Source organism: Streptomonospora salina, assembly GCF_014204715.1.
GTDB lineage: Bacteria > Actinomycetota > Actinomycetes > Streptosporangiales > Streptosporangiaceae > Streptomonospora > Streptomonospora salina.
Window position 1 is genome coordinate 72,526 of the sequence record NZ_JACHLY010000002.1, and the last position, 25,521, is coordinate 98,046.

At 71.6% G+C, this 25,521-nt stretch carries 25 protein-coding genes and 1 pseudogene; 13 read left to right on the top strand and 13 right to left on the bottom strand.

What is annotated here, in order from left to right; genetic code table 11:
• Positions 1-11: 11 nt before the first annotated feature.
• Positions 12-473: a VOC family protein gene (locus HNR25_RS23275; protein WP_184639882.1), complete on the bottom strand. Its 462-nt coding sequence runs from the start codon at positions 471-473 to the stop codon at positions 12-14.
• A gap of 107 nt (positions 474-580) precedes the next feature.
• A complete protein-coding gene (locus tag HNR25_RS23280) occupies positions 581-1,105 on the bottom strand; it encodes an ATP-binding protein (protein WP_184639884.1) in 525 nt (174 codons plus the stop codon).
• Positions 1,106-1,511: 406 nt separating this feature from the next.
• Between HNR25_RS23280 and soxR the strand changes: the two genes are divergently transcribed.
• Positions 1,512-2,021, top strand: coding sequence for a redox-sensitive transcriptional activator SoxR (gene soxR, locus HNR25_RS23285; RefSeq protein ID WP_184639886.1), 510 nt, complete (start codon positions 1,512-1,514; stop codon positions 2,019-2,021).
• A 9-nt stretch (positions 2,022-2,030) separates the two neighbouring features.
• On the opposite strand, the gene HNR25_RS23290 is transcribed toward soxR, so the two are convergent.
• Entirely contained in the window at positions 2,031-2,552 is a 522-nt protein-coding gene (locus HNR25_RS23290) for a hypothetical protein (RefSeq protein ID WP_184639888.1), read from the bottom strand.
• A gap of 180 nt (positions 2,553-2,732) precedes the next feature.
• Here HNR25_RS23290 and HNR25_RS23295 point away from each other — a divergent pair, with 180 nt between their 5' ends.
• Positions 2,733-3,653, top strand: coding sequence for an alpha/beta fold hydrolase (locus HNR25_RS23295; RefSeq protein ID WP_184639890.1), 921 nt, complete (start codon positions 2,733-2,735; stop codon positions 3,651-3,653).
• Positions 3,650-4,558: an SDR family oxidoreductase gene (locus tag HNR25_RS23300; RefSeq protein WP_184639892.1), complete on the top strand. Its 909-nt coding sequence runs from the start codon at positions 3,650-3,652 to the stop codon at positions 4,556-4,558. Before HNR25_RS23295 ends, HNR25_RS23300 begins: the two co-directional genes overlap by 4 nt.
• Before the next feature lie 56 nt (positions 4,559-4,614).
• On the opposite strand, the gene HNR25_RS23305 is transcribed toward HNR25_RS23300, so the two are convergent.
• Together HNR25_RS23305 and HNR25_RS23310 are read right to left on the bottom strand one after the other, a co-directional pair.
• Positions 4,615-5,007 (bottom strand): VOC family protein, encoded by a 393-nt coding sequence (locus tag HNR25_RS23305; protein WP_184639894.1) that lies wholly within the window; start codon positions 5,005-5,007, stop codon positions 4,615-4,617.
• Between the two features lie 28 nt (positions 5,008-5,035).
• Positions 5,036-5,434 carry a hypothetical protein gene (locus HNR25_RS23310; RefSeq protein WP_184639896.1) on the bottom strand — a complete coding sequence of 133 codons (399 nt, stop codon included), beginning with the start codon at positions 5,432-5,434 and terminating at the stop codon, positions 5,036-5,038.
• A 467-nt stretch (positions 5,435-5,901) separates the two neighbouring features.
• On the opposite strand from HNR25_RS23310, the gene HNR25_RS23315 reads away from it, so the two are divergent.
• A complete protein-coding gene (locus HNR25_RS23315) occupies positions 5,902-6,600 on the top strand; it encodes a YdcF family protein (protein WP_312862753.1) in 699 nt (232 codons plus the stop codon).
• Between the two features lie 8 nt (positions 6,601-6,608).
• Here the strand turns inward: HNR25_RS23315 and def are convergent, their stop codons facing one another.
• Together def and HNR25_RS23325 are read right to left on the bottom strand one after the other, a co-directional pair.
• Complete coding sequence (def, locus tag HNR25_RS23320; RefSeq protein ID WP_184639900.1) at positions 6,609-7,280, bottom strand: peptide deformylase; 672 nt, start codon at positions 7,278-7,280, stop codon at positions 6,609-6,611.
• Positions 7,281-7,405: 125 nt separating this feature from the next.
• Positions 7,406-7,849, bottom strand: a complete 444-nt coding sequence (locus HNR25_RS23325) for an SMI1/KNR4 family protein (RefSeq protein WP_184640547.1) — start codon at positions 7,847-7,849, stop codon at positions 7,406-7,408.
• 409 nt (positions 7,850-8,258) lie between these two features.
• Here HNR25_RS23325 and HNR25_RS23330 point away from each other — a divergent pair, with 409 nt between their 5' ends.
• The gene (locus tag HNR25_RS23330) at positions 8,259-9,224 is read left to right on the top strand and encodes a hypothetical protein (RefSeq protein WP_312862754.1); all 966 of its coding nucleotides are present in this window, start codon (positions 8,259-8,261) and stop codon (positions 9,222-9,224) included.
• A gap of 960 nt (positions 9,225-10,184) precedes the next feature.
• On the opposite strand, the gene HNR25_RS23335 is transcribed toward HNR25_RS23330, so the two are convergent.
• Together HNR25_RS23335 and HNR25_RS23340 are read right to left on the bottom strand one after the other, a co-directional pair.
• A complete protein-coding gene (locus HNR25_RS23335; RefSeq protein WP_184639904.1) occupies positions 10,185-11,798 on the bottom strand; it encodes an MFS transporter in 1,614 nt (537 codons plus the stop codon).
• Positions 11,799-11,934: 136 nt separating this feature from the next.
• Entirely contained in the window at positions 11,935-12,939 is a 1,005-nt protein-coding gene (locus tag HNR25_RS23340; protein WP_184639906.1) for an NAD(P)/FAD-dependent oxidoreductase, read from the bottom strand.
• 92 nt (positions 12,940-13,031) lie between these two features.
• Between HNR25_RS23340 and HNR25_RS23345 the strand changes: the two genes are divergently transcribed.
• From HNR25_RS23345 to HNR25_RS23375, 7 genes and pseudogenes are all read left to right on the top strand, one after another.
• Positions 13,032-13,619: an XRE family transcriptional regulator gene (locus tag HNR25_RS23345; RefSeq protein WP_184639909.1), complete on the top strand. Its 588-nt coding sequence runs from the start codon at positions 13,032-13,034 to the stop codon at positions 13,617-13,619.
• A 157-nt stretch (positions 13,620-13,776) separates the two neighbouring features.
• Positions 13,777-14,670 (top strand): methyltransferase domain-containing protein, encoded by an 894-nt coding sequence (locus HNR25_RS23350; protein ID WP_184639911.1) that lies wholly within the window; start codon positions 13,777-13,779, stop codon positions 14,668-14,670.
• A 94-nt stretch (positions 14,671-14,764) separates the two neighbouring features.
• Complete coding sequence (locus HNR25_RS23355) at positions 14,765-15,571, top strand: DUF1684 domain-containing protein (protein WP_184639913.1); 807 nt, start codon at positions 14,765-14,767, stop codon at positions 15,569-15,571.
• A 56-nt stretch (positions 15,572-15,627) separates the two neighbouring features.
• A complete protein-coding gene (locus HNR25_RS23360) occupies positions 15,628-16,005 on the top strand; it encodes a nuclear transport factor 2 family protein (protein ID WP_184639914.1) in 378 nt (125 codons plus the stop codon).
• Between the two features lie 291 nt (positions 16,006-16,296).
• Positions 16,297-16,894: pseudogene (locus HNR25_RS23365) on the top strand (leucine zipper domain-containing protein); the annotation flags it as partial.
• A 678-nt stretch (positions 16,895-17,572) separates the two neighbouring features.
• The gene (locus tag HNR25_RS23370; protein ID WP_184639916.1) at positions 17,573-18,847 is read left to right on the top strand and encodes a sensor histidine kinase; all 1,275 of its coding nucleotides are present in this window, start codon (positions 17,573-17,575) and stop codon (positions 18,845-18,847) included.
• Between the two features lie 61 nt (positions 18,848-18,908).
• Positions 18,909-19,553, top strand: coding sequence for a response regulator (locus HNR25_RS23375; RefSeq protein ID WP_184639918.1), 645 nt, complete (start codon positions 18,909-18,911; stop codon positions 19,551-19,553).
• Positions 19,554-19,694: 141 nt separating this feature from the next.
• Here the strand turns inward: HNR25_RS23375 and HNR25_RS23380 are convergent, their stop codons facing one another.
• From HNR25_RS23380 to HNR25_RS23395, 4 genes are all read right to left on the bottom strand, one after another.
• Positions 19,695-21,569: an AMP-binding protein gene (locus HNR25_RS23380; protein ID WP_184639920.1), complete on the bottom strand. Its 1,875-nt coding sequence runs from the start codon at positions 21,567-21,569 to the stop codon at positions 19,695-19,697.
• A 211-nt stretch (positions 21,570-21,780) separates the two neighbouring features.
• Positions 21,781-23,073 carry a multidrug effflux MFS transporter gene (locus HNR25_RS23385; RefSeq protein WP_376767559.1) on the bottom strand — a complete coding sequence of 431 codons (1,293 nt, stop codon included), beginning with the start codon at positions 23,071-23,073 and terminating at the stop codon, positions 21,781-21,783.
• A 264-nt stretch (positions 23,074-23,337) separates the two neighbouring features.
• A complete protein-coding gene (locus HNR25_RS23390) occupies positions 23,338-23,745 on the bottom strand; it encodes a DUF3037 domain-containing protein (protein WP_184639922.1) in 408 nt (135 codons plus the stop codon).
• Positions 23,745-24,497, bottom strand: coding sequence for a HipA family kinase (locus HNR25_RS23395; RefSeq protein ID WP_184639924.1), 753 nt, complete (start codon positions 24,495-24,497; stop codon positions 23,745-23,747). The genes HNR25_RS23390 and HNR25_RS23395 overlap by 1 nt, the downstream gene beginning before the upstream one ends.
• Before the next feature lie 42 nt (positions 24,498-24,539).
• Here HNR25_RS23395 and HNR25_RS23400 point away from each other — a divergent pair, with 42 nt between their 5' ends.
• On the top strand, positions 24,540-25,310 hold the full coding sequence (locus HNR25_RS23400) for a nucleotidyltransferase domain-containing protein (protein ID WP_184639926.1): 771 nt from the start codon (positions 24,540-24,542) through the stop codon (positions 25,308-25,310).
• Positions 25,311-25,521: the final 211 nt, after the last annotated feature.

A 25,521-nucleotide genomic window follows, 5' to 3' on the forward strand; every position in this document is an offset into this window, starting at 1 on the left:
CCGCCGCCGGATCAGGCGTCGCCGGGGCCGAAGCGCTCGGCCATGGCCTGGGGATCCAAGGCCGCCTCGTTGAGCTCGTTGAGGCTGTACCAGGTGCCGAAGGGGTCGCGAAAGACCGCCTCGACCCCGTAGGCGACGTCGCGCGGCTCCTGGAGGAACTCCACTCCGCGCGCGGCGTAGGCGGCGTGGGTGGCGCGGCAGTCGTCGGTGTGCCACGCCCCACCGCTGAGCGCCCCCCGCGCCACCAGTGCGCGGAGGGTGGCGGCGGTGTCGGCGTCGTGCATCGGCGGCCCGGGCACCTGCAGGCTCAGCTGGAAGCCGGGATCGGCCGGCGGCCCCACCGTCAGCCACCGCATCCCGTCGTCCATCGCCAGGTCGAAGCGCTCCTCGAACCCGAGCTTGCCGAGGAAGAACCTCTTGGCCTCGTCGTAGTCGAGCACGAACACGCCCGCCACACCCAGCCTGGTGATCATCGCCGGCTCCTTTCCCCGTATCGCCGGCCGCTTTTCCGGCATCGGCGCTCGGGGGCGAACCTAGCGCCGACACCGGCCCGGGCCGGTGCGGGCGCGCCGCCGGGGCCCTACCGCGCCTCCTCGGGTCCGGGACCGGCGGGTCGGGCGAGTTCGCACCACACGGCGTGGCCGCGCGGGTCGGGCGGGGCGGTGGCGCCGCACTCGCCGCCGCACAGCGCCGCCACGAACCCCAGGCCGCGGCCGTTCTCGGCGGCGCCGTCGCCCAGCAGCGACCCGTCGATGCGCGGCAGGGTGGGCCGTCCCGGGCGCGGTCCCAGGTCGGCGACCTCCAGGCGCACCCGGCGGCGGTCCTGCCACAGACGGGCGGTGAAGGTGCCGCCGGGCAGGCCCGAACCGGAGTGGCGCACCGCGTTGGTGGCGAGTTCGCTGGCACACACCAGCAGGTCCTCGACCAGGTCGGGCGGGTGCGCGAACGGGCCGCGGCGCAGGCACCGGGCGGCCCAGTCGCGCAGCGCCCCCACGCTGGCGGGCTGGCCGGCGAAGGACAGCCGGTGGTCGGGCTCGCCGGGCCCGGCGAGCGTGTCGCCGCCCGCCGGCGCCGCAGGCGCCGAATGCTCGGTTTCCGCCGTCATGTGGTGCACCACGGTGTCTTGCTCCCCCTGATATCCGCCGCGCGGCAGCGCTCTGCGGCGCACCGGTACGCGGCTTCTCCCCCCGTTCGCGACCCCGGCGCGCGGGCCGTTTCCCCCTCGGCCCGCGCCGGGCATGGGCCTCGGGCGCCCTCCCCGCGGCGCCGGCCGCACGGCACGAGCCGATGCGACCGCCACCGCCGGCGCCCGTCGAGAGGCCGCTCCAGGCCGCTACCGCATACCCTGCGGCGGTAAACAATGTACAACTCGGCCCCGGGCCCGCGGGGCGTTATGCCAAAACGCGCACCCGTGGCCGCACACGCCGCCCCGCGCCGGCTGCGGGCCGCAGCCGGCGCCGCCTTTGCTAACCTCAAGCTGCGTTGATGTCTCAGGGCGGGGAGGGCACTCGATGACCGGCCAGCCGTCGTGGAAGGCCAAGGAACTCACCGTGGGCCAGCTGTCCCAGCGCAGCGGCGTGGCGGTCTCGGCCCTGCACTTCTACGAGCGCAAAGGCCTGATCTCCAGCCGCCGCACCGCCGGCAACCAGCGTCGCTACCGCCGCGACACGCTGCGCCGGGTGTCGTTCATCCGGCTCGCCCAGCGCGTGGGCATCCCGCTGGCCGACATCGGCGAAGCCCTGGAGTGCCTGCCCCGGGCGCGCACCCCCACCCGCGAGGACTGGGCACGGCTGTCGCAAGCCTGGCGCGACCGGCTGCAGGAGCGCATCGACCAGCTGGAGCGCCTGCGCGACGACCTGACCGACTGCATCGGCTGCGGGTGCCTGTCGCTGGAGCGCTGCACCCTGTCCAACCCCCACGACCGCCTCGCCGACCAGGGCCCGGGACCGCGCCGGCTGATGACCCCCGCCGCCCGCGCCGACGACGGCGAGGCCCCCGGCGGCGGGCCCGACTGCTGCTGAGACCGCGCCTCAGCCGCGCCCGCGCAACGGTTCCAGCCGCTCGGGCGCGCGGATGCGCACCAGCTCCGCCGGCCCCGGTCCCGGCGGCGGAGTGAACACCCGCACCAGCACCCCGCCCGGGGCGAGCGCGGCCCCCACCCAGGCGTGGTCTGCGGTCACAACGGTCATCGCCAGCGCCCGCCCCTCCACCGCCACGGCCCCCTCCGACCACTCCGCGTCGGCGCCCAGCGAGAACGCCTCGGCGCCGGCCGGGTCGCGGGAACGACGCTCCATCAGGGCGCGTTCGGCGCAGAAGGCGCGCAGCTCCCGCCCGGCGTCGGCGGCGCCCGAATACCGGCGGCTGGCGATCTCCAGGTCGGGTCCGGTATCGGGACCCTCGGGGGTGGACCCGAAATCCACCACGGCTTTGAGCAGCCCGTCGCCGCCGGGGTCGAGCGTGGCGGAGCTGATGCGGCCGCGCCGCGGCTCCGCGGCCGGCGCGTACAGCGCCAGCCCCTCCAGGATCGTCTCGAGCGTGAGGTCGCGGTCCACGTGGCGGCCTTCCCGATTCGATGCGCCGGTCGGGCCCCGAGTGTAGCGCCGGTCCGCACCCGCCGCCGCACCCGCGCGGTCGGCACCGCGCCGATGTGACACAACTCTTCCAATGACCATTGTCATGGTCTAGGCTCGGTTTCCACCCCGACGCCCGACGGCCCCCAGGAGCGACCGACCATGACCACCTCCGCCGCCCCCACCCCCCGGCAGAGCCTCACGGTGCACTCCGCCGACGGAACCCGCCTGCACGCCGAGATCCACGGCCCCCCGCAGGCCCCACCGGTCGTCCTCGCCCACGGCTGGACCTGCTCCACCCGCCTGTGGCACCCCCTCATCGACCGAATCGGCGACCGCCTGCGCCTGATCTGCTACGACCAGCGCGGCCACGGAAAAAGCCAAACCCCCCGCGGCGGCCCCGCCTACACCACCACCGCCCTCGCCGACGACCTCATCGCCGTCCTCGACACCGCCCTGGCCCCCGACGAACGCGCCGTCGTCGCCGGCCACAGCATGGGCGCCATGACCCTCATGGCCGCAGCCGACCGACCCCGCTTCACCACCCGCACCGCCGCCGCCCTCCTCGCCAGCACCGGACCCAGCGACCTGCCCCGCACCTCACGCGTGATCCCCCTCGCCCACCGCACCCCCCGCCTCGCCGCCCTGGCCCACCGCGCCCTGCTCACCGCACCCCTGCCCCTGGGCCCCCGCAACCGCCTCACCCGCGCCGCCCTGCACTACGCCACCATGGCCGACGGCGCCGACCCCGCCACCGTCGAGATGTGCACCCGGATGGTCCACGCCGTCGCCCCCGCCCCCCGCGCCCGCTGGGGCCGCGTCCTCGCCGGCCTCGACCTCGACCGCGGCCTGACCGCCCTCACCGCGCCCGCCGTCCTCCTCGCCGGCACCGACGACCGCCTCACCCCCCGCGCCCACGCCCACCGCATGGCCGGCCTCCTTCCCGACTGCCGCGACGTCGTCGAAATCCCCCACGCCGGCCACATGACCCCCCTGGAAACCCCCCAGGCCCTCGCCCGGGCCCTGACCGACCTCGCCGACACCCACCTCGCCCCCCGCACCCACCACGAGGAGCCCGCATGAGCACGCGCCGCCACCCCGCCCTGGACGGAAAGACCGCCGTGGTCACCGGAGCCGCCCGCGGAATCGGCCGCCTGCTGGCCCTGCGCCTGGCCGCGGAGGGCGCCCACCCCGTCCTGGTCGGACTCGAAGGCGACGAACTCGCCGCCACCGCCCGCGACTGCGCCACCCACGCCGACGTCTACGAAGCCGACGTCACCGACGCCCCCGCCCTCGCCGACATCGCCGCACGCATCGAGCGCCACCGCGGCCGCATCGACATCGTCGTGGCCAACGCCGGCATCGCCACCGGCGGACCCTTCGACCACACCCCCGCCCACGCCTTCGACCGCGTCATCGAAGTCAACCTGCTCGGCAGCATCGCCACCGCCCGCGCATTCCTGCCCGCCCTGCAGCGCACCGGCGGCTACCTGCTACAGGTCGCCTCCCTCGCCGCCCTGACACCCGCCCCCCTCATGGGCGCCTACTGCGCCTCCAAATCCGGAGTCGAGGCCTTCGCCCACTGCCTGGCCCCCGAACAGGCCCCCCACGGCGTCGGCGTCGGCGTGGCCTACCTCAGCTGGACCGACACCGACATGGTCCGCGGCGCCGACAGCGACACCGCCCTGGCCACCCTGCGCCGCCGCCTGCCCTGGCCGATGAACCGCACCTACGCGCCCGAACCGGCCGTCGAACGCCTCCTGGCCGGCATCACCCGGCGCCGCCGCCACATCTACGGCCAACCCTGGCTGCGCACCGTGCAGAGCCTGCGCGGCGCCCTGCCCGCCCTCATCGGCACCTTCGGCCCCCGCGAAATCACGCGGCTGCGCGACCAGCTGGAAGCCACCCGCCACCAGCGCGCCACCGCGGTGGGCGCCGGCGGCGCCGCCGACGCCCGCGCCCGGTCCGACCGCGGCGGCGCCGACTGAGCACCGCACCGGGCCACCGCCCGGAGCGGCCGCGCCCACCGCGGGCGCGGCGCCCGTCAGTCGCGGCGGCGGATGGGATGGTCCTCGGGAACCTCGACCACACACACGGCCAGACCGTCGGGATCCGCCAACCACATCTCCACCAGCCCCCAGGGCTCGCGCACCGGCTCGCGCGCGATCACCGCGCCGCGCCCCGCCAGCTCCCGCCGGGCCCGCTCGACGTCGGGAACCTGCAGCCACAGCTGCACCGGCCCGGGCGCCGGCGGCGTGTCGCTGCGCCCCGACAGCTCCAGGAACCCCCCGCCCAGGAAGAACACGGTCCCGTAGGTGCCGCCGCCGGTGGCGAACTCGCGACAGACCGCCAGCCCCAGCACGTCGCGGTAGAACGCGCGGCTGCGCTCGGGGTCGCTGGGGTGGAGCAGGACGCGGCTGCTGAGGACGTTGACCATGGCCGCCCCCTACCCCCACCGCCGCCGCTCACTCGACGACGATGTCGGCGCGCACCGTCCGCCCCGCCACCGCCTCCACACCCTCCACGCGGCCCTCGGCGGCCCCGCAGCGCGCCCAGAGCGTGTAGGTGGCCGCCGGCAGCGACCAGGCGTAGCGCCCCCGGGCGTCGGTGACCGCCGCGGTCTCGGGATCGGGCACCGGCCGCGACGGCGCCCGGGCCCGCAGCAGGCAGTGGGCCCCCGGCGCGCCCTGCACCCGCATCACCCGCCCGCGCACCGCGGCGTCGCCGCCGCCCGCCGCCCCCGCGGCCGACGCCTCCGGCTGCGGCGGCTGCCGCTCACGGCCGCCCCCGGCCGGGGCGACCGGACCGCAGCCCGCCAGCACCGCGACCAGCGCCGCCGCACACCCCAGCCCGCCTGCACGCATCCCCACCCCCTCGGCGCTCCGGCATCGCCACACACCAACGCGAAACCAGCACAACCGGCACCGAACCACCGATTGCGTACTCTCCGCCGCGACTGCCCCGAACCACCGCCCCCAACCGGGGCAGACACGATCAGCCGGAAACGGGCGGCGCACCGGCACGCAGCCCACGGACGACACCGATCCGGCACCCGGCCCCGCCCCCGCCACGACCCGTCGGATTCACCCGGGGTGCGGGCGGGGCCCGTGTGCGCCCCCGCCTGCGGCCGACACCCCTCCGCTACGCGGCCCCGGCACGCCCACCGGCCCTCCACCCCCCGGACTCCGCAGACCCCGCCCCGCCCGCACCCCGACCACGAAAAGGGCCAACCCCATCGGATTGGCCCCCGAACACGCCCCGCCGCCGCACCACCCGCCCCCAACCGGCCCCCCACCGCCCCGCACCGGCCCCACTCGCTACAGTGAACGCCGTGAGACAGGTCGACAGCACCACCCACACCCACGCCCAAACCCTGTGGGACTTCCACACCCGCCCGGCCGCCCACCCCGCCCCCGGAAACGACCTCGTCCTCGTCCTCGGCAGCCACGACCTGCGCGTCGCCGCCCACGCCGCCCACCTATGGCACCGCGGCACCGCCCCCCTCGTATGCTTCAGCGGCGACCGCGGCCGCCGCACCGCCGGCGACACCCGAACACCCCGCTGGCCCGCCGGCGAAGCCGCCACCTTCGCCCGCGCCGCCCGAGAAACCGCGCCCCTGCCCGACGACGCCGTCCTCCTGGAAACCCGCGCCACCAACACCGGCGAGAACCTGCGCCACTCCCGCGCACTCCTGGCCGCCACCGGGCGCACCGTCCACCGCGCCGTGCTCACCGCCAAGCCCTACATGGCCCAACGCGCCCTCGCCACCGCAGCCCGCCACTGGCCCGGCGTCGAATGGACCTTCAGCCGCTTCCCCGGCGGCTACCGCGACTACCCCACCCCCGACCACACCGCCGCCGAACTCATCGACTTCCTCGTCGGCGACCTGCAGCGCCTGGCCGTCTACGCCCGCCGGCGCTGGAGCGCCCCCGTCGACATCCCCGAACCCGTCTGGAACGCCGCCCACCGCCTGAGCGAACGCGGCTTCACCCGCCACCTGCTCACCGACGAGCCCCTGCGCCCGACCTGACCGGCCCCTCAGCCGTCCTCTGCGACCAGCCACCGGGCGTTGTCGCGGCGGCGCTGCACCACCTCACCCCGCATACGCTCCATGCGCCGCACCACCTTGCGCCGCCTACGCCTGGCCAACCGGTCGATATAGACCCGCCCCAGCGTGTGATCGGTCTCGTGCTGCAGACACCGCGCGAAATAGCCGCTGCCGGCGACCTCCACCCCGTAGCCGTCCCGATCGCACCCACGCACCGACGCATACTCCGACCGCGCCAGCTCCGCATGCGGACCCGGCACCGACAGGCACCCCTCGTCCTCCACCACCGACGACCCGCCGCACCCCTCCAACACCGGGTTGCACACATGCCCCACATGCCGCACCCCGTCATCGTCGAAGCAGTCGTAGACGAACACCGCCGCATCCACCCCGACCTGGTTGGCCGCCAACCCCACACCCTCGGCCGCATACATCGTCACGAACATGTCATCGATCAACGACGCCAACCACGCCCCGCCCCACCGGCTCTCCCCCACCCGCCGGCACGGCCGGTGCAGCACCTCGGCACCCACCTCCACGATGTCGCGCACCCGGCCCCGCCGCGCCTCCGGCGCCAAACGGGGAAACCCCTCCACCGCCACACCCTGCAGGTACACCCGCACCTCGGCACCGTCGAACTGCGTAGCCGATGACTCAGACATCGCTGGACTCGCTCATTCCTCAGCAGGGGCGGACACACCCCGCACACCCGGGGCAACGCCACGCAAAATAGCACAAACCCCCAGGTCAGGCCGACCTCACCGGCACACCGCCCCGACAGTCCAGCTCAGCGCCACCACCCCCCGCCCCCACCCAGGCACCGCACCAGATAATCCCGCAGCGACACCGCCACCAACCGACGCCGATCCGTCTCGTGATCCCACACCACGATCCCCGGACCGTAATCGGTATGCACCCAAGCGAACTGCGGCCCCATGTCGCTGTCGCCGAAAAAGATCAACTCCTCGAACGGCGCATACAGCTCCACATAATCCGGCTCGGCCCGCATCGCCAGGTTGTCCTCCACCACCCGCCGCGCCGGCCACACCACCGCATCGCCGTACTCGTTGCACACCCCGTCGCAGGCACCGAAGAACGACGCCAACTCGAACGGCACCGGCAACCCCAACTCCTTCTCGATCAGGGCCACGGCCGACTCCTCCGCCGGCTCGGCCAACGCCGCCCGCGGGTACAGCTCCACGATCAGTTCACGCCACACACACAGAATCATCACAGGTTGCGGCATTACACGGGAAACCGGAGCCCGCGCGCCCCCCGAATCCACCTCCACATCCGCCCACCGGGAATACCGCCCCCACCCCACCCGTTGCACCCACTGCGGACCGGTGCGGTAGCAAGTGTCCCCCGGGCTCCACTCAACGCCTTCGCGGAATACCGCGCCCACCCGGCGCTCCGGCACCGGAGGCGGCCACGGAACCGCGTTGCGCCACGCGCCGAGAGGCGACCGCCGCACCGGCCCGCACCACACCCCACCCCAGCGCCCCGGGCACCGCCCACGGGCGCCGCAGTCATGCCCCGCCCCCACCACCCGCGCACAGACACGCCCGCCACGGTGCGTGCCCCACACCCCACAGCACGGCTCAATGGGTCCCACAACCACCGACCCGCCAGGAGACCCCGTGCCCGCACCCGCCACCCGCCTCATCTGCACCCTCACCGCCACCGCCACCGCCCTGGCCCTGACCCCGCCACCGGCCGCCGCCGCACCCGCCTACCCCGGCCACACCACCAGCCGCTACATCACCGCCGACGGCACCCCCGCCGACACCCTCCGCGCCCACGACGCCGGATGCGCCGACGCCACCGCCGGCCACCACGGCCTGCGCATCCTCTTCCTCGGCACCCAAGAACACCCCGACCGGCTCCGCCACCCCGGCACCACCGCCGACACCACCACCCCCCGCATCCCCACCACCGCCGCCGCCGACATCGCCGCCGCCTACACCACCGGCTTCGCCACCTGCAACACCACCGGCGCCACCGCCCACCTCGCCCTCGGCGTCAACAACAAAAACGACGGCGGCACCGACCCCGCCACCGCCGGCGCCGACTGGGCCCGCATCACCGACACCGCAGCCCGACGCGCCATCACCCCCGCCGTCACCGTGACCGCAGCCCTCGACGCCGAACCCTCCTGGTCCTCACCCGCCTGGGCCCGCGCCTGGATCGACGCCTACACCGCCACCACCGACCGCCGCATCTACGCCGCCAACTCCGCCGGCGGCTGCCCCACCCCCGAACAGGACTCCACCACCTGCAACAACGGCTGGACCGTCGCCGACATCCACTACCTCGCCACCGGCGCCGCCCCCACCGTCCACGCCCTCCCCCAGATCTACCGCACCGACGGCATCCAAGCCCGCCAATGGGCCGCCATCAGCGACTGGGGCGCCCACCACCGCAACCAGCCCCTACGCGCCGCCGGCGCCCTCTCCCAACACACCGCCTGCACCCAACGCGGCGGCTGCCACCGCACCGACAACACCCCCCGCCAAGCCTGGACCCAACTGCGCGACGCCCTCGACGCCCGCGACACCACCCGCGTCCACGCCCTGCCCTACGCCACCGACATGCGCTGGCCCTGACCCCCGCACCCGCCCGACCCACAGCCCAGCACCACCGATCCGGGGGCGAGGAGGTTCCCCCGCTTCGCCGGAGACGTGATTAGCCCTGCCCTTCTCGGGTGCTGTAGGCCTCCTCTTCTACACCCCGAAGGACTCGTCGAAGGGGCAATTCCTGGAAGCGAAGGAGAACCTCCAGCGCATGCTGGCGTCCATACCGCTGAGCGATGATGAACGCGCGGCAGCGGAAGAAGGACAGACCGCGCTCGACAAACTACTCACCCGACTCGCAGACGTTCCAACACCAGCAGGACCTACTCCCCGCCAGATCAGCGCTCCCGCTTCGGCAACGCTCCTGCCGGTCATCAACGTCGCCCCCAAGGGCGGACCGCCAATCACGCCGGAGTGTGGCCATGGCATGGTCAATGGGTAGACGGGCCCCGGAGTGACCGAAGGATCCACAAGGCTACCGAGCAGGGCATGCGTGCCCTGGGGCCCCGTCGCAGCAAGAGGAATCCGATCGCGCTGGCCGCCAGGACGACCGCCCATGCGGGTGTCCGCCACACCGCCAGGGCCACGCACGCCACACGGCCATGGCCATCGTCGCAGGCGAGACCACACCCTGGACGAAGACCGGGATGTACAGTGCCGCGGCGCCGATGCCCACCGCCGCTCCGGCTCCGGCCACCGCGTCCTCGTGCTTGTCCGAGACCTGTTCGAAGACGGGGCCGAACCTGTGTCATGGGCGGCACCATTCGGCCCAGAGCCGATGATCACGAAGTCGTTCGCTGAGATGACCTCGTTGAAGTTGTCTGCGGTCAGCTCGACGGTGCTCAGGAGTGCTACTCCTGCAGGTGATTCGGATATCGGGTAGTGCTCAATGCGTGGTGCGGCTGTCGGGCGCACCACGAGTTCGCGGTGCGCCCGACAGCCGTCTGCCGTGCGGGCGGCGTCGTGCTCCGTCCGCACGGAGTTCCTGTGAGGTCAGCAGGCGGCGACGCTCTCCGCCGCTCCGGCCTCCGGGTCTGTCTCCTCGTCGGTTTCTACGGGGGTGGTGTTCTTCGGGCCGCGCACGGCGACGTAGACGAGTAGGACACCCATCACGGCGGCGCCGATCCACATAGATTGCTGCCAGCCGTCGACGAAGGACTGCTGTGCGGCGTGGATCAGGTCCTGGGCGTGGCTGCCGGTGGTGGGCGCGACCTCGATGGCGTTGGCGATGCCTTCACGGGCAGTGTCGGCGGCGCCTGTGGGGATGCCGTCGAGCTTGGCGTCGATGGCGCTGCGGTAGCCGCTGGCCAGGAGCGCGCCGAGCATCGCGACACCCAGGGCAGTGCCGAACTCGCGGGTGACGTCGTTGAGCGCGGAGGCGACGCCTTGCTTGGAGCGGGGCAGTGAGCTGGTGATGGCCTCGGTGGAGGGTGTCATCGACAGACCCATGCCGATGCCCATGGCGAGCATGCCGGCCAGGATGGACAGGTAGCCGCCTTCGACGGACGCGAACAGAGCCATCAGCGCCAAGCCGAGCGTGGCCGCGGCGATGCCCACGGTCATGGTGGAGCGGGCGCCGATCTTGGCGGCCACTTTCGGTGCCAGACCGGAGGCCATCATCATCATGACGGCCATCGGCATCATCGCCACGGTGGACAGCAGCCCCGACCAGCCGAGCACGGCCTGGAAGAATGGGAAGAGGACCACGGCGATGCCGGCCTGGACGCCGAAGACGACGAGCAGGGTGATGGAGCCGGAGGCCAGGCCGCGCTCGCGGAACAGGCGCATGTCAAGCAGCGAGGCGTCGCGGCGGTGGAGTTCCCAGGCCACGAAGGCGATGGCGGCGACGACGCCGACGGCCAGGCTGAGCAGGGTGATGGGGGCGGTCCATCCGCGCTCGGGTCCTTCCTGCAGGACGAAGATGAGACCGATCACGGCGAGGGTGGAGACCATCGCGCCGATGGTGTCGAAGGAACGGGTGGAGCGTTCGCGGGAGTTGGGCACCGACTTCAGTGTCATCGCCAGCGCGACGATGACCAGGACCACGGGCAGCACGAACAGCCAGCGCCAGTCGGCGACGTCGACCAGCAGGGCGGAGAGGAACATCCCCAGGATGCCGCCGCCGCCGGCGACACCGGACCACACACCGATCGCCTTGCCGCGCTCCTCCTCGGGGAAGGTGGAGGTGATGACGGCCAGGGTGATCGGCATGATCATCGCGGCACTGATACCGGCGGCCATACGAGCGGCGATCATCACCGCGGCCGACGGAGCGAATCCTGCGACGACGCCGGCGGCGCCGAATATGACCAGCCCGGTGATCAGCATGGGCTTGCGGCCGAGCCGGTCACCGATCGCTCCGAGCGGCAGCAGCAGCGCGGCCAGGGCGAGGGTGTAGATGTTGATGATCCACAGGACGGTGTTCTGCGAGACGCCGAACTCGACTGCCATATGGGTCTGGGCGACGTTCAGCCCGGACACCGAGGCGATGACGGCCATCAGTGCGATCGAGACGGTGATCAGGATCGCACGCAGCTGACGCGCATCCGGCGCACTCTCGTCGCTGACCGGAGCGGCCGCCGTCTGAGGAGGCTGGTTGATACTCATGGTTTCCTTCCCAAAGGGCATGCGGAATCAGCGCCGGGACAGGACCGGTCGCCAGGTTGGTGAGATAGGGGACTTGCTCACCGCGCGGACCGCTGGATACCAGTCCGCGCGGTTGTTCAGCAGCGGGGCTTACGTGTCAGCCGGTGGTCTTCTGTGCGGCGGCGAGCGCGGCGTCGGTATCCGCCGTGGCCAGCAGGGCGTTGATGTGGGAGCCGGCCAGGGCTCCGGCCGCAGCGGAGGCGCCGACCTGAGCAGTAAGGTCGGTGGCGTTTCCGACCACCCACACACCCGGGACCTCGGTGGTGCCGGCCGTGGCGGAGGCGAAGCGGCGACCCATGCCGTCGGGCAGGTTCTCCACCGGCACCTTCAGACCCTCCAGGCCCTCGGTGCGGGCCTGCATCTGTGTGGCCACGGCCAGAATCCGCCGCCCCACGAGTGTGCCGTCGGTCAGCCGGACGCCGACCAGGGTGCCGTCGTCGTTGACGACTTCCTTGACGTCGGTCTCGACGATGCGGATGTTGCGGGCGGCGAAGCGGGCGCGGGTCTCGGAGTCCAGATCGGTGCCGCGGGTGAAGTAGACGAGGTCATCCGTCAGCTGGCGGAAAAGCCAGGCGTGATGGACGGAGGCGGGGCCGGTGGCGAGGATGCCGATGGGCTCGTCGCGCACTTCATAGCCGTGGCAGTAGGGGCAGTGCACCACGCTGCGTCCCCAGTGCTCGGCCAGGCCGGGCACCTCGGGCAGCACGTCTCGCAGGCCGGTGGCCACCAGCACCCGGCGCGCCGTCACTGTGCGGCCGTCGGCCAGGGTGACCGTGAACCGCAGATCACCGTCCGCTGAGGGGGCGGCGGGTTCGGCCGTGGCCACTTCCCCGAAGACGATCCGGCCGCCGTACTGGCGCACCTGTTCGCGTCCGCGCTTGAGGATCTCGGACGGCGGGGTGCCGTCCAGGACGATGAAGCCGTGCATGGCGGCGGCGGGGGCGTTGCGCGGGGTACTGCTGTCGACGACGACGACCGAGCGGCGCGAGCGGGCCAGCATCAGCGCGCTGTTCAGGCCCGCTGCGCCGCCGCCGATCACCACGACATCCACGGTCCCGTTGGGCAGTGCATCGCTCTCGTGGTGGGAAATCTGCGCAGACATCTCGCGCCCTTTCGTCGTACCTGGTCCCCTGTGCCGGACCACCTGTATTCGACGTTAAGCGCACTTTGCATCCAGAGCATACCATGTTGCCTATGACGCAAGAAGATGGGCAGTTGGACAGCCTCGTACGCAAACGGATCCGCGCGCTGCGTGTCGCACAGGGCTGGTCGCTGGAGGAGCTGGCCACCCGGGCCCACCTCAGCCAGTCCTCACTGAGCCGTGTCGAGAACGGCCAGCGCCGCCTCGCCCTGGATCAGCTCGTCACCCTCGCCCGCGCCCTCGACACCACCTTGGACCAGCTCGTGGAGAACGCCGCCGACGACGTCGTCATCAGCCCGATGATCGACGGCACGCACGGTCTGATGCGCTGGCCCGTCAAGGGCGACCCCGGTATGAGTGTGGTGCGTCAGCGGATGACCGACCCGCCGCCCGACAACCCGGCCCGTATGCGCGCCCACCCCGGCCGCGAATGGCTCGTCGTGTTGTCCGGTACCGCCATCCTCATGCTCGGTCACCAGCGCTTTCGTATCGAGACCAACCAGGCCGCCGAGTTCCCCACCATGATGCCGCACGCCATCGGCGCTGAGGGCGGACCGTGCGAGATCATGGGCATCTTCGACCGCGACGCCCGCCGCGGCCACCAGAAGGACGCCGGCGCCGACGACTCCGAAGCCGGCTGAGCAGGCGCCCGGGCCCCCGCGGGTCACGGGCCGCAGCCCCGCCAGAGCCCCTCGGCGCGGCGGGCGATATTGCGTTGCGGGCAGCACGCCAACCCACCTTCTTGCGCATTCCGCAAGCGATCGTGCTGGAGGAGCATGGCGGACTTACGGTGAAGCCATGACCCACACACATCAGCACACCCACCACCACGGCGACAGCGGTCACCACCCCGGCCACGACCGCGTCGGCCACCACGAGCACAGCGATGGCGGCCAGGCGGAGATCCTCGATCTGGACGCCGAGGTGCTCGCCGAGCACATAGCGTCCATCACCGCCTGGCTGCCCCTGCAAAGCGAGCCCCGCCGGATCGTGGACCTGGGCTGTGGCACCGGCGCGGGAACCTTCGCACTCTTCGAACGCTTCCCCGACGCACACGTCACCGCCGTCGACACCTCGGCCGGGCACCTCCAACTCCTGCGCGAGAAGGCACGCGCCCGCGGTATCGAGGGGCGCGTACGGACCGTGCAGGCCGACCTCGACGCCGAACACTGGCCCGACCTCGGCACACCGGATCTGGTGTGGGCCTCGGCCTCGATGCACCACATGGCCGCCCCCGCCCGCGCCCTGCGCAGCGTCCGCGAGCTGCTCGCCCCCGGCGGCCTGTTCGCCGTCGTCGAGCTCGCGGGATTCCCCCGCTTCCTGCCCGCCCACGCCCCGGAGAGCCAGTCCGGCCTCGAAGAACGCGCCCATGCTGCGACCGACAGCTTTCACGCCGAGCACGTTCCGCACCGCGGCGCCGACTGGGGCCCGATGCTGACAGCCGCCGGCTTCACCGTCGAGGACGAGCGCACCATCACCGTCGACATCGACGGTGCGCGCAGCGAAGCGATCGGCCGCTACGCCTACGGCAGCCTGCAGCGCATCCGCGGCGTCGCCGCACCCGCCCTCAGCCCCGAGGACCTCGCCGCACTCGACGAGCTCCTGGACACCAACAGCCCGCACAGCCTTCTGCGCCGCGAGGATCTCGCCGTACGCACCGAGCGCACCGTCTGGGCCGTCCGCCGCGCCTGACCCCAGCGCCCAATTGCTTGCCGCACACGCAAGCATCGCCTGCACAGCGCCATCGCCGCGACTCGACAGCGCGGCGGAGAGGAAAGGGAGCATCATGACCGCACCGCAGATCCCCGCCGACTACGAAGCCTGGCGCCAGAGCCGGTGGGAAGAGGTCGCCGGAGCCAACGGCAAGGCCAAGGTCGCCGCCAACGCCAAGATCACAGACCCGGGCCCTCACACCCTTCCCGGTATCCCCGGCGAATGGCGCACCACCGAAGCAGGAGACCTGACCGTGACGGCCAACACCGCCGACGGCGTGCAGGTAGCCGGCAGCCTGGTCGACGGAACCAGCCCCGTTCCCTCCGGCAGTTCCCTGGAGTTCCCCGGAAACCGGGTCGGCTTCGCCAGTGGCGTGGATGGCTCCTACGGCCTGGTCGTCATGGACCAACACCGACTCGAGCACACCGGACTCACCGGTATCGACACCTTCCCCTACGACCCCGCCTGGGTCTTCGAAAGCCAGTACCGGGCAGCCCCCGAAGGGCGCCGCATCGAGGTGCCGCGGCTGACCAGCCCACGCAGCACCGAAGCCATCCTGGCCCCCGTCGACCTGGCCGTGACAATCAACGACACCGAATACGTCCTGGCCGTCCTCCAGGACTTCCCTGGCCAGCGCCTGGTCATCTTCACCGACGAGACCAACGGCGATTCGACGCCCACGATCGGCCGCTGGCTGGTGCTGCCGCTCCTGGAGCCCGGCAGCACCCTGACGCTCGACTTCAACAAGGCCACCCTCTCGCACCACCACCTGAACCCGGACGTCTTCGTCTGTCCGCTCTCGCCGCCCGGCAACCACCTGCCAATGCGCATCGAGGTCGGCGAAAGCGCCCTGATCCACGCCGCTACCGGTCAGAGCTGATACGCCCCACCGCTGCCAGAACCCATCAACGCACAACGCATCGAAGGAAGAATCGCATGAGCCAGGACCTCAAGGACACGGCCGTCACCTACCTCCGCGCACTGGAAGACCGCGACTGGAAGACCGCCCGAGCCCTGTGCACCGAGACGGCCACCGTGTGGCACAACGACGGCAAGGGCGAGCAGTCCATCGAAGAGAACATCGCCGGAATGGAAGGGCAGATCGAATCCATCGAATCGATGCGATACGACATCCTGCGTCAGCTCTCCCAGCCGGGCGAAGTCCTCCAGCAGCACGTGGTCCACGTCGCCACCACCAACGGCATGCGCGGCGAGGTCCACGCCGCCGTCCACTTCGGCTTCACCGACGCCGGACAGATCAAGCGCATCGAGGAGTATGCCAACTTCATCCCCGTCGGCGGCCAGGACAGCTGACGGCGCCAGTCAGCACACCCCCTCTCATCGCCACGGCGCACAGCGCGTGGCGATGAGAGGGCGCTGCCTTCAAGCGAGCGTGAGCTTTACGGCGCCATGACCTCGAAGAGGCGCAGCCATTGCCAGGGGCCGCCGACCACCGGATCGGCGGCCCCTGGCAATGGCTGCGCTCCCAGTTCTCCGCCACAACCGAAAACCCAGGAGTGAAACCAACAGCAGCGATCCGAGTCCAGACAGCCCGTCAGATCCCGCACCACAGCAGAGGTCCTCGTCTCCCACCCACCTGCCCGGCTGACCGTCCACGGCAGGCGACTCCTGATCGACAGAGTCCGGGCCGGCCGCCCCGTCGCCCACGAGATGGGCATCTCCCGCACCACCGCCCACAAGTGGGTCCGTCGCTGGCGAGCCGAGGACGACGCGGGACTGTACGACCGCACGAGCCGACCACGGACCACCCCGCACCGTACCCCCGCCGCAATCGAGGAACAGGTCTGCGCGCTACGGCGAGAGCGAAAACTCGGCCCCGCCCATGGGAGTACCCACCTCGACGGTTCACCGCATCCTGACTCGCCACGGCCTGAATCGACTGAGCTGGATGGACCGCCCCACCGGCCAGATCATCCGCCGCCACGAACGCCAACGCCCCGGCGAGCTCGTCCACGTCGACATCAAGAAGCTCGGCAATTTCCCCGACGGCGGCGGCCACCGGATCATGCCCCGCCAGCAAGCCATCGGAAATCGGCAGGCCACAACCGTCGCCCGCAAGGGCGGCAGTCCCGTGGTCGGCTACAGCTTCATCCACACCGCCATTGACGACCACTCTCGGCTCGCCTACAGCGAAGCCCTCACGGACGAACGCAAGGAGACCGCCTACGCCTACGGGCTCCGCCGGCGCGAAGCCCGGATGCTCGACCTGACCGACTTCGGGCGCAACCCGCACGCCCGCCAGTTCGGAGACTTCGGCGTCTGCTACGTCCGCTGGGGAAAGGTGATGAAGGGAGCGCCCCCCGAACGCCGCAGCGCGCTGACCGTCGGTCCCCGGGACGGGGTGGGCGGGTTGGACTGGACCGTCGAGGTCCTCCAGCAGTGGACCGAAGAGGTCCGCCCGGCCTTCGGCCGCGCCGACTCACCGGGTCCTGGCCCTCCGAACGCGCGCCCCGCATCGGGTTCTCCCAGATCAACACCCGCTTCGCCGCCTACCGCGACGCACTCGGGCTCGACGAGGGCCTGGACTTCCACTCCCTGCGCCGCTCCTATCTCACCCACCTCATCGAGGACGGCTGGGACCCGCTCTTCCACCCTGCGCCAGCTCGCGCTCCAAGCCCCGGCTCCAGTGGTCGCCCGAGCGCTCGGATTCCACGACAAGACCACCGCCCGCATCGCCGCGAGCGAGGGCGGGTCCTGGAACCGCGACACCACCCGCGTCCACGCCCTGCCCTGCGCCACCGACATGCGCTGGCCCTGACCCCCGCACCCGCCCGCCCCACAGCCCAGCACCACCGACCCGCCCCCCACCCGACGCCACAATGGAAAGGACCGCACCCGACCACCCCGCCGAGGACCCGCCATGGCCCGCCCCCACTACCGGCACCACACCCGCCCCACCCAACTGGTGTGGTGCCTGCTGCTGCTCGCCCACGCCGCAGCCGGGGTCCTCCTCCTGGCCCTGAGCCTCATCGCCGCAGCCCTCTCGGCCGTCTGGATCGGCCTGCCCCTCCTCGCCACCCTCACCCGCCTCCTGCACGGCCACGCCCACACCCACCGCCGCATACTCGCCCACCTCCACACCGACGGCCCCGTCCCCCCACCCCCCTACCGCCCCCTGCCCGACACCCGCCTGACCACCCAGATCACCACCCTGCTCACCGACCCCGCCACCCGCCGCGACTACATCTGGCTCAGCGCCAACAGCACCGCCGGCCTCATCCTCACCGCCCTACCCGCCGTCCTCCTCGCCCACGGCCTCCTCGCCCTCGCCCACACCTACACCTGGCGCTACGCCCCCTCCGTCTACGCCCTCCAACCCGTCACCGACCAAGCCGACGCCTGGCCCTCACTCATCACCGGCGCCCTCCTCCTCACCCTCGCCTACATCGCCACCCCCGCCGCACTGCACACCTACACCCGACTCAACCGCCGCCTCCTCGCCCCCACCGAACACGACCGCCTCACCGCCCGCGTCGCCCACCTGGCCACCTCCCGCGCCCACACCATCGACGCCCAAGCCTCCGAAGTCCGCCGCATCGAACGCGACCTCCACGACGGCGCCCAAGCCCGCCTCGTCGCCCTCGGCATGAGCCTGGGCCTGGCCGAAGAAACCCTCACCAGCGACCCCGACACCGCCCACCGCCTACTGGCCGAAGCCCGCGAAACCACCCGCCACGCCCTCACCGAACTCCGCGACCTCGTCCGCGGCATCCACCCGCCCGTCCTCGTCGAACGCGGCCTCGACGGCGCCCTGCGCGCCCTCGCCCTGACCCACCGCATCCCCGTCGACGTCGACATCGACCTCCCCGGCCGACCCCCCGGCCCCGTCGAATCCGCCGCCTACTTCGCCGTCGCCGAACTCCTCACCAACACCGCCAAACACGCCGACGCCACCCGCGCCTGGGTCCGCATCAACCACGGCCGCGACCGCATGGTCCTGGCCGTCGGCGACGACGGCACCGGCGGCCTCGACCCCGACGCCGGAACCGGCCTCACCGGTATCCGCCGCCGCCTTGCCGCCTTCGACGGCCACATGCACACCACCAGCCCACCCGGCGGACCCACCGTCGCCACCATGGAACTGCCCTGCGCCCTGGACCCCGACCCCGAACCCGACACCGCCCAACAGAGCTGACACCCCGCCGCCCCAGTAGCATCACGCCCACACACCCGACCCCACCCCGAAGGACCCCGCCGTGCGCGTCGTCATCGCCGAAGACCTCGCCCTGCTCCGCGACGGACTCATCCGGCTGCTGCAGGCCCACGACTGCGACGTCGTCGCCGCCGTCGACAACGGACCCGACCTGCACAAAGCCCTCACCCACCACCGCCCCGACATCACCGTCGTCGACGTGCGCCTCCCCCCAACCTTCACCGACGAAGGCCTCCAAGCCGCCATCAGCGCCCGCCAAAGCCTTCCCGGCCTGCCCATCCTCGTGCTCTCCCAGCACGTCGAACAGCTCTACGCCCGCGAACTACTCTCCGACGACCGCGGCGCCGTGGGCTACCTCCTCAAAGACCGCGTCTTCGACATCGGCCAATTCATCGACGCCATCGACCGCGTCGCCGCCGGCGGCACCGCCATGGACCCCGCCGTCATCTCCCAACTCCTGGCCAAACACACCGACGACAGCCCCCTGGCCCAACTCACCACACGCGAACGCGAAGTCCTCGCCGAAATGGCCGAAGGCCGCTCCAACTCCGCCATCGCCGCCCGCCTCTACATCACCGAAAAAGCGGTCAGCAAGCACATCAACAGCATCTTCACCAAACTCGACCTGCCGCCCTCCACCGACGACAGCCGCCGCGTCCGCGCCGTCCTGGCCTACCTCAACCAATAACCGGACCCCACGCAGCGAACCGCCCCGGCCGACACCGGCAGCCACGGCACACGACCGCGCCGCAGAAACCACGCCCCCCGCAGCCCCGCCCCGCCGACCGGACCCGAACCGCCCGCACCCGGCCACCGCAAGCGACCCCGCTCACTCCCGCGGCGCCTCCCGGCTGCGGTACAACCCCTCGATCTCCTCACCGAACGCCCGCACCACCGCATCGCGCCGCAACGTCCCATCGGCCAGCACCAACCCGCCCGACACCGTGAACTCCTCGGCCAACACATGGAAGGCCCGCACCGCCCACTCGTTGGGCACCGCCTGATTGGCCGCCACCACCGCCGACCGCACCTCCGCACCCAGATCCGGATCCGCCGCCAGCTCCGCCCGCGTCATCGTCAACGGACGATTGTTCACCAACCGCCAATACTCCGCCTGATCAGCCGCCAACGTCACCAACGCACTCGAATACGACCGCCCCTGCCAAATCAGTACCGCCTGCGACACCAGCGGATGCGCACACGCCCGCTGCTCCCACACCGCCGAATAATCCGGCTCCACCGCAGGAACCGCCAGCTGCTCCCGCACCACCGCACGCTCCCGGTCCGGCTCCCGCGACGACTGCGGCCGCACCCGCGCCCCCACACGCACGAACCCCGCATCATCCAGACCGCCGGCGACCCCCGACGCCAACCACCCCTCCCACACCGCAGAACGCCCCGCCGCCTCGTCACCCCAATACCCCGAGAACAGCATCGGCCCCCGCACACACAACTCCTCATCCGAAGGCTGCACCGACACCCCCGCAAGCGCACGACCCGCCGTCCCCGCACGCCGCTGATCCGGCGCCGCCACCGACGCCACACCACACGACTCCGGCACACCCCACGCCTGCACCAACGGCACCCCCGCACCGTTGAAGAAACCGTCCGTCTCCTTCGACAACCCCCCGCCGGCACACACCACCAGCCGCACATTCCCGCCCAGCGCCTCACGCACCCGGCCGTACACCCAGTCGTACATCGCCCGCGACACCCGCCGCCATGCACCCTTGCGCTGCGCCCGATCGAACTCCACCGCCATATCCGCGGCCACCTTGAACGAGTCGACCTGATCCCACCCGTTACGCGGAGCCGACGCCCGCACCGCCGCGAACACCCGCTCCACCAACCACGGACGGCACACCAGCACCCGCGGCGCGAACTCCCGCACCTCGCGCCGCAAACCCGACGAACCACGCGAAACAAACCCCACCGGCGCACGCACCAACGCACACGCCACCAGACCCGCCAACGCCCCCGGCTCCCACAAACCCAACTCCATCAGCACCCGACCCGGCCCCTCATCACCGCGCCGACGCCCCTCCTGCTCCGGAGTCAGCCGCTCCACCAGCGCCTCAGCCGCCGCCAACACCGCCGCATGCGTCAACACCACACCGCGCGTGCGCACCACCGTGCTCACCGGATACACCACCGCCGCCACATCATCCTGCGGCGACTGCTCCTCACGACGGAACCGCACCGCCGTGGAATCCATATACGCCCCCGGACGGACGATCCCCTCCAGACCGTCCTCATCCAGACGCCACACCCGCACAAGATCCGTCAACCGACGCCCCAGCGCCCCCACCACCGACGCATGCCGCCCGTCCTCCAGCACAACCGCCGCCGGATCACTGTCACGCAGCACATACGTCAACCGCTCCGCCGACACCGCCGGCGACACACACACCACCACGGCCCGCACCACCCAGGCCGCCAACACCACCAGGGCGCACTCCACCCCCGGACGCGCAACCACCACCACACGGTCACCCGCGCCCACACCGACACCGATCAAACCCTTGGCGACCCCGGCCACCTGCGACGAAAACTCCCGCGACGTCAACGCACGCCACCCGCCGGCCGCACCGTCGCGCCCCAGCAGCACCTCGTCCCGCGCCGCCCCATCACCCCAGTGATAGGCGACATCGCCCAGACCACGAAGCCGCGACTGCCCCACTGCACCGACCGACGACCCCGCCATCAAAAACCTCTCCTCACAGCCGGTAGGGGACCCGGCGACACCACCCCCGTGCGCACCTCACGCGAGTGGCCCTACTGTGCACACAACCCTCACCTCCCGGCAACCCGGGAAACCCCCCACACACCACCACGACCGGTTACCCTTCGCCACACACACGAAGCGGCCCCGGCCGATCACCGACCGAGGCCACCAACCACCGACTCATCCCACCTCAGGGCCCCACACGCACCGGCGATCGCGCCCGCCACCACGCCGAAAACGCGAACACCGCCACCGACGCCGTACCCACCGAGCCCATCACCACCGCCATACTCGTCAGACTCGCCTCACCCGAAGCCGTCCACCCGGCCAACGACGACAACCCGCCGCCCAGCGCGAACTGCAACGACCCCATCAACGCCGAAGCCGTCCCCGCCACCGCCGGCGCCTGCGACGAAATCGCCAACGTCGTCGCGTTCGGCATCACAAACCCCAGACTCAGCATCATCCAGAAGAACACGCACGTCAGCACCACCAGCGCACCCGGGCCCGACACCCCGCCCAGCGCCAACGCCCCCAACACGCCCACAGCCGCCAACGCCGACACCAACCCCGCAGCCAACCGCCGCGACGTCTCCACCCGGCCGATCAAATACGCGTTCACCTGCGTCCCCGCCATCAACCCCACCGTGTTGACCGCGAACATCAGCGCAAACGCCTGCTCCGAGGCACCGAACTGGCTCTGCGACACGAACGAGAACGACGACACGTACGTGAACAGCATCGCGAACGCCAAACCCAGCGTCAGCGTCGGCCCCACGAACCGCACATCACACACCAGCCCCCCGACCGTGCGCGCCAACGACACCACCTGAAACGGCCGCCGCACCGACTCCGGCAGCGTCTCCGGCAGCCACAGGAACACCACCGTCAAACTCACCAGGGCCAACAACCCCAGCGCGACGAAACTCGTCTGCCACGGACCCACCCGCAGCAACTGCGCACCCAGCACCGGCGCCAGCATCGGAGCCAGCCCCGTCACCAGCATCAACCGCGAAAAGAACCGCGCCGCCTCATCGCCCTCGAACACGTCACGAACCACAGCCCGCGCGATCACCGCACCCGAGGCCCCCGCGACCCCCTGCACGAACCGCAGCCCGGCCAGCGCCGAGGCCGACGGCACCAGCGCACACGCGAACGACGCCACCGCGAACACCGCGAAACCCACCAGAAGCGGCCGCCGCCGCCCCACCGCGTCACTGAGCGGACCGATCACCAGCTGCCCCACCGACAGCCCCAGCATCATCGCCGTCAGCGTCAACTGGATCTGCGCCTGCTGCGCATGCAGGTCGTCGGCGATGGAGGGGAACGACGGCAGATACAGATCCGTCGCCAACGGCCCGATCGCCGTCAGCGTCCCCAGCACCAGGACCAGCAGCGCGAACGACCGCCGCGGCAGGGGCCCCGACCCCGGACGCAGCCACCCCGCCGACGCGGGCCCCACGGATAACCGGCTCTGCGACACGAAACGACCCTCCACATATCATCCGACGATCCGACAACTACCGGTGCAGCGCCTCGGGCACACCCCACCACCGACGTCCAACGCCGAATGCGCCCCCACTCATCCCCGCCACCCCCTCCCCGAACCGAACCGAGCGGGTGAACCCACTCACGGATTCCCTTAGTTACGCTAACGAACAGCGCGCAGGCCCGCATCCGGATTCCCCACGAACCACCACCCACCTGCGACAACACCGAACCCCGGGACCGCCGGCACCCCACCTGCTCACAGCACCAGCCGCTGCACCAACCGCTCCAACTCACCCGCCGGATCCGCCGTCAGCCCCGTATGGATCGCCCCCGGCTGCACGATCGTGCTCCGCGGCGCCGTCAACCACCGGAACCGCCGCCCCGCATCCTCCGCACGCGCCGGGCCGGCACCCGCACCGCCCCGACACACCAGCTCCACCGCCTCCAGCGCCCGGCCCACGCCCGACACGTCCACATCCGGATCCAGCACCCGCAGCCGCGCCTCGTCCACCACACACCGCGCACCCAGGAACCCCCGCGCACGGCAGTACACGAGCACCCCCGCGTTGACCTGCTCCCCGCGCTCCAACTGCGGCACGACCCGCACCAGCGCATACTCGAACACCTCGCGCGCCACCGCCGCGCCCGACTCCTCCCGGCTCATCACCGCACCTCCGGAAGCCACACGCGACGGCCCACCCGCGCCAGCAGATGCGCCGCATAGGCCTCACGCACCTCGCCCACCGAAGCGAACCCCGGCTCATCCGCCAACCAATCGTCGGGAACCGAATCCACGACTCCGCGCACCGTCCCCTCGGTGACCAGTGGCGCCAACGCCGCATCCGCCGCGGCGACATCCGGTCCCACCGGTACCATCACGTGGTCGGAGGCGGCATAGGCCCGCGACTCCGCCTTCCGCGCACTCCCCCAGTCGTGGTGGAAGATCAACGACGCGCCGTGGTCGATCAGGTACGGGTTCCGGTGCCACACCAGCATGTTCGGATTCCGCCACGTCCGATCCACATTCCCGATCAACGCGTCGAACCACAGCACCCGCCCCGCGAAAACCGGATCGACGTCGAACACCAGCGGGTCCAGACCCAACGCGCCCGGCAGGAAATCCATCCCCAGATTCAACCCGTCGCTGGCTTTGAGCAGCTCCTGCACCTCGGTATCGGGCTCGCTGCGCCCGATCACCGAGTCCACCCGCACCAACCTCAGCGCCGGCACCGGCAACCCCAGCGCACGGCCCAACTCACCCGCGATCACTTCGGCCACCAGCGACTTGCGCCCTTGCCCCGCCCCGACGAACTTGACCACATACATCCCGCAGTCGTCGGCCTCGACCAGCCCCGGCAGTGAACCGCCCTCGCGCAGCGGAAGCACATACCGCGTCGCCGAAATCTCCTCAAGCACCCCGCCAGCATACGAACGCCCCACCGCGATAGCGTTTCACCCATGCGGCTCAACGACTCCGAATTCAGTGAGCACGTCTCCCAGACCCTGGCCGGGCTCAACGGCGTGACCGCCGTGTCCCTGGGCGGATCCCGCGCCACCGGCACCAACACCTCCGACAGCGACTGGGACTTCGCCGTCTACTACCGCCACCGCTTCGACCCCGACGATCTGCGCGCCCTCGACTGGCCGGGCGAGATCTCCGAGATCGGCGGCTGGGGCGGCGGCGTCTTCAACGGCGGAGCCTGGCTGGAAATCGACGGCCGCCACGTCGACATCCACTATCGCGACCTCGACGACGTCGAATTCCGTATCGCCGAGGCCCGAAAGGGCCGCTTCGACGTCGAACTCCTGCCCTTCCACCGCGCCGGCATCCCCACCTACCTCGTCGTGGCCGAGCTCGCCCTCAACGAGGTCCTCCAAGGCGAGCTCCCGCGTCCCGAATTCCCCGAGGAGCTGCGCCGCCACGCCCCCGAGCGCTGGTGGACGCAAGCCAAGTTCGAGCTCGCCTATGGCCGCGCCGCCTACGCCGAACGCGGCAACCTCACCGGCACCGCCGGCACGATCGCGACCGCGGCGACTCAGGCCGCCCACGCGGTCATGGCCGCCCGCGCCACCTGGGTCACCAACGAGAAGCGTCTGCTCGAGAACGCCGGCCTGCGCCACGTCGACGAGGTGCTCACCGGCCTCGACACCGAGCCGGCCACGCTGATGGCCGCGGTCGACGCGGCCAACCAGACCCTGGACAAGGCCGTCACCGAAGCAGGCGGCTGAACGCCGGCCCTCGGCCCCGTAGGTCTCTGTGCTCGTGGGAGCGGCTGCCCCGGGCGATCGGCTACAGGATTGGTGCGGCGTAGCCGCTCCCCTTGTGTTCGGGGTGTTGGTGTGGATAGCCCACAAGAGCGACCTTTACAACGTAGATTTCTAATGCGGCGACGGTGATCCCGATCGCCCGCCGACCGTTCGGGGCTGGTGCGGCGGTCGT